5 protein-coding genes are annotated in these 4,368 nt (G+C 30.7%); 1 reads left to right on the top strand and 4 read right to left on the bottom strand.

Annotated elements, in window-relative coordinates; all coding sequences use genetic code 11:
* The 3 genes from PKV21_09225 to PKV21_09215 all read right to left on the bottom strand — a co-directional run.
* Positions 1-598, bottom strand: a 598-nt coding sequence (locus tag PKV21_09225) for a hypothetical protein (protein HOM27665.1), incomplete at its 3' end; no start/stop codon positions are given.
* Positions 599-744: 146 nt separating this feature from the next.
* A complete protein-coding gene (locus PKV21_09220; GenBank protein HOM27664.1) occupies positions 745-2,469 on the bottom strand; it encodes a VCBS repeat-containing protein in 1,725 nt (574 codons plus the stop codon).
* A 41-nt stretch (positions 2,470-2,510) separates the two neighbouring features.
* Positions 2,511-2,726, bottom strand: coding sequence for a hypothetical protein (locus tag PKV21_09215; protein ID HOM27663.1), 216 nt, complete (start codon positions 2,724-2,726; stop codon positions 2,511-2,513).
* A gap of 185 nt (positions 2,727-2,911) precedes the next feature.
* Here PKV21_09215 and PKV21_09210 point away from each other — a divergent pair, with 185 nt between their 5' ends.
* Positions 2,912-3,652, top strand: a complete 741-nt coding sequence (locus PKV21_09210) for a hypothetical protein (GenBank protein HOM27662.1) — start codon at positions 2,912-2,914, stop codon at positions 3,650-3,652.
* On the opposite strand, the gene PKV21_09205 is transcribed toward PKV21_09210, so the two are convergent.
* Positions 3,641-4,368, bottom strand: a 728-nt coding sequence (locus PKV21_09205; protein HOM27661.1) for a site-specific integrase, incomplete at its 5' end; no start/stop codon positions are given. The genes PKV21_09210 and PKV21_09205 overlap by 12 nt on opposite strands.

The raw sequence follows: 4,368 nt of genomic DNA, 5'->3' as shown, positions 1-4,368 counted from the left end.
ATTCAGCATATAGCCATTTAACACCCAAAAAGGAGTAATACTTAACAGGATACTGAAAATCTTTGGGTCCTTTCCACGAAGATGGTAAAGATAATCTAATCCCTATTGTTGAACCATTCACAGAGATGTCATAATTTTTCCCTATTACACTTGTTTTTGTTTTTAAATAACCTTTACTTACAAGGTCATCTATTGTAAAATCCGTTGTTTCTCGTGCCATTTTTACGCTTGCCTGATATATACTTTCAAATTCTTGCCCAATCTGTTTTGCTATTTTTATATTTCTTGTTGATTTAATAAACCCAAATGTCCCAAAAGCGATAATAAGGGAAATGCTAACAACAAGTAAAAGTTCAAGAATTGTGAACCCATTTATTCCGTCTTTTAACAACAAACCTTCTATTCTCTCTTTAATTCCGACTTTCTCTTTTATGGATTTCCACATTCTTTTAATAAAATAAACCAAAGACACAACTATACACCCCGCAAATTCTACAACAGCGACAATATATGGGATATGATAAGGAACAGGATGGTTTGGTATTTCCATAATCCCTGCTACAACGCCTACAATTCCCGCTAATCCTAACCCTACCATATAAAAAACTTCAAAAAATTTCCACAAAGGTCGGTAATAACTTATAGCAAACCTTCTATATTGAGGGAAAAATGGAACACAAAAAATAAAAAGGAAAACTCGCCACAAAAATTTAAATAGATAGTACCATATTAACGCATACAACTTTAATAATTCCCACACTTTTTTCTCCTTGTTTTATTATACCCTAAAAACAACAAACAAATCAAGACAAAAACATTTAATTTAAGAAAGATAAACGCAAGAATAACAAATGGAGTAAGAAATACCTGACCTATAACTTTAAGAAGCAGATTTTTCTTTATTATTTCAGCATATTTTGGAGAATGAGTATAATACCATCTTACAAAGGCAGTTCCTATTCTATTTGTGAGTAAATATCTATCTCTGAATTCTCTTAAAACTTTAACAAAGGGATGATTATAATTTCCAAAACAGGCAGTAGCAACGAAACACCCTCCGCCTCCTCCACCGCCACCAGAATAAGGAACAAAGTTTGCTGTTATGTCTTTATCAGTATCAAGTGTTAAAGAAAGAGGATTTTGTGAGGAAGATATAGACCCACTCCAAGAAGAAAAGACATATCCACTTTGAATGGTAAAAGCATACAAAGAAACAAGTTCTCCTTGTTGGTATGATGGTAATTCAGGAGAAACATAAACTGCTCCAACTCCTTCTGGGATAACAGAAATTGTAAGTTTAACCTCTGGCTTGAAATATAGATACCCTCCTGCGTTTTGTGTTCCTATGCTGTGATATATTAAAAGGTCTGTATATCCATCAGCATTACAATCAGCAAAGTGGATCCAATCTGCTCCTACATAACTATATGTGGGGATTAACAATTTGGTTTCATAAGACAAATCCTCATGTAAAGTTGTAATCCAGATTTTGTATCCACCATAGACGGACTTTGTAGTTATCATATCAGGAATGCCATCAGCGTCTAAATCCCCTTCTGGTTCTGGCAAACATGGTTGAATAGATAAAACGGGACCAGTTCCTTCTACCTCTGTTGTAGAAGTTAAAATTTCAATAGGTGTAGAAAAAGTTCTGTCAGGTTTTAAATGAGAAACAAAAAGTTTACCAATTCCTAAATTATCATTCCTGAAAGACAAAATAACATCAAGTAGTCCATCTTTATTCACATCTCTCACTGCTTCAATATGTATAACTCCTATATTTCCAAAAAAAGAAGAAAAATCTGTTTGAGTAGAAGAAGGAAAATCTCTATTCACTTGAAACCTTACAAGTGTATCTCCTATATAGACCCAATCTTTCTTCCCGTCATTATCAAGGTCTATAAAAGAACCAAAATTTAAATTCCCTAAATCTGTCATTCTGGAAATGTCAAAGTGATTATTCTGGTCTCCCCATAGGATACAACACAATTCTGGAACTCCTTCCCATGAAAAAACTAAATCTAAATTACCATCTCCATCTAAATCTTCACAAGTAAAAACACTTTCTGCTGAACTACTATATTTCCAATCTTTTTCAAAAATAAGTTGCCCATCAGTAAAATTTCTATTGCCCTGATTAAGTTTTACATATACTCTTGTTTTATAATTGTCCCTGTCAACTTCATAATAAAAGAGGTCTAACTTCCCGTCTCTGTTATAATCTACTAAATAAATCCTACTTGGTGTGTTTGTTGCTGTTCGTCCTGTGTATTGCCCAGCACTATCTCCCCAGAAAATCACATTTCCATCAACAACTAAATCCACATAATTATCTTCATCAATTTTCCCAAGTGCTGTGATATGGTCTTGTTGGTCGTAAATTTTATTCCTGTTATTTTGAGAAAAAGTAATACCTGAAAAAGCCACGCTTACTGCTACCAGCCCGATTAGAATTGTTTTTTTAATCATATCTGCCTCCTTGTTCCCTTTTTTTTCATTGTACCTCCCTGTCAAGTTTCTGTCAAGTCCCCCTGACATTTTTCTTTCTTTTTTTTCGTTTTTAACCTAACAGCAAGTTCATTTAACAATTCTATAAATGAAACCTCTCTCTTTTTTTCTTTTTCTATTTCTTCCCACCAATAAAAGAATAGTTCTAAAACTTTTCTTAATAGGTCTGATACATCTAATCCTTCTTCTGTTTTTCTCTTTGCTAATTTTTCTTTCATAGACAAAGGAATCCGAAGATAGATAACCGCTTTCAACAACAGATCTGATTTTAAATGGACTTTTGAAGAAGGGATTGTATTATTGATAAAGTTTTTAATTTGTTTTTTACTGATAAGATTTTACATTTTAATAGGATATTTGATAAAAATTAAACAGAAAGAATTGAGAGAAAAAAGTAATCAAGATGAGTATTAAAGAACTACTGGAAATTCATAAAAACAATCAATATTTTCAGATTTTTAAAAACAAATTTCAAAAGATGTATGAATTTTCAAAAGAAGTTGAAGTTATTGATTGGAAAGAAGAATTTAATATTAAAGATAAGAACCCTGAAATTATTGATGAGATTGAATTTTGGGAATACTTATTAAAAAATAATCTTATAACAGAAAAAGAATTTGACGAAAAAATAAATTCACTTCCGAGAGTATACACCTCAAAAACTCTCGCTATATCTTTTAAAGAAATAAATCAAGTATCTTTTAGAGAAGAATTTCCCTCCTTTCCTGTTATCCTTCACGAACTCGGACACTGCTATTTTAAAGAAGATGATCCGATTTGGAGCAATACATACTGCGGTGGAGAAAGCATAATGTGGCTAATTCTATACAATAAACTTGAAGGAAATGAAGAAACAATTAAAAAATATCATTCTCTACTTCATTTAGGTTATACAAATCCTTCTGAACTTGAAAATCAACTTAATAAAATCGCTGAAATTTTAATTAAAAAATTCAAACTTAAAATTGATGATATTGAAATATTATATCCAATCCCTGATACACCTTTAACCCGCTTGTGTTATTTAGTAGGATGGATAAGAGATGATGAAAACCCTATTCATTTATTGATTGAAGCAGTAGAAGGAACGAGATGGAATGATTTTTTATGGACTGAATTTTTAAAAACCCTTTTAACTATTTAAAACCTTTTTCACTTGCTCTAAATAATCAGGTGCTAAATGTGAATAAATCATCGTCATCCTTATATCACTATGTCCAAGCAATTCTTGAACTACTCTTATAGGAACACCCTTCATAACTAACCTGCTTGCAAATGTATGTCTTAAAATATGTGTTGAAACTCCACTTACGCCTGCTTTCCGTGAAATTATTCTTATTTTTTTATTTATATGTTCTTTTGAATAAAGACAAATTTTTTCTCTATTCTGTTTTTTCCATTTTAATAAAATTTCTTTTAACTCTTTTGAAATAGGGATATATCTAACTTTATATGACTTTGTTTTTTGAATTGTAATTAAATCTTTTTCAAGTGATATATCAGACCATTTAAGATTATAAAATTCAGACAACCTTAAACCTGTATTTAAAAAGAAAATAAAAATGTCTCTTTCTTCTTCATTACATACACTTAAAATTTTATTTATTTCTTCATCTGTTAAATATCTAACAGGTTTTTGTTGTTGTCTTAATCTTTTTATATTTAAAACAGGATTAATAACCAGATAATTCCACTCAACCGCTTTTTTAAACATAAACCTTATAACAGCTAACTCTCTATTATAACTTCCCGATGATAAGTTTTGTAGAGATAAATACCGCTCAATTTTTTCCTGTGTGATTGTGATAAGAGGAACATTTTTAAAATATTCTTTTAATTTTTTAATTATTTGTTTCTCTC

This window comes from bacterium, from assembly GCA_035371905.1.
Taxonomy (GTDB): domain Bacteria; phylum Ratteibacteria; class UBA8468; order B48-G9; family JAFGKM01; genus JAMWDI01.
The sequence above is the reverse complement of the archived record's forward strand: the minus strand, read 5'-3'. Positions and strand labels throughout refer to the sequence as shown.

Bases quoted from the DNA above. Each gene is read 5' to 3' on its own strand.
- PKV21_09215 (HOM27663.1), bottom strand. From the start codon at position 2,726: ATGAAAGAAAAATTAGCAAAGAGAAAAACAGAAGAAGGATTAGATGTA.
- PKV21_09210 (HOM27662.1), top strand. From the start codon at position 2,912: ATGAGTATTAAAGAACTACTGGAAATTCATAAAAACAATCAATATTTT.
- PKV21_09220 (HOM27664.1), bottom strand. From the start codon at position 2,469: ATGATTAAAAAAACAATTCTAATCGGGCTGGTAGCAGTAAGCGTGGCT.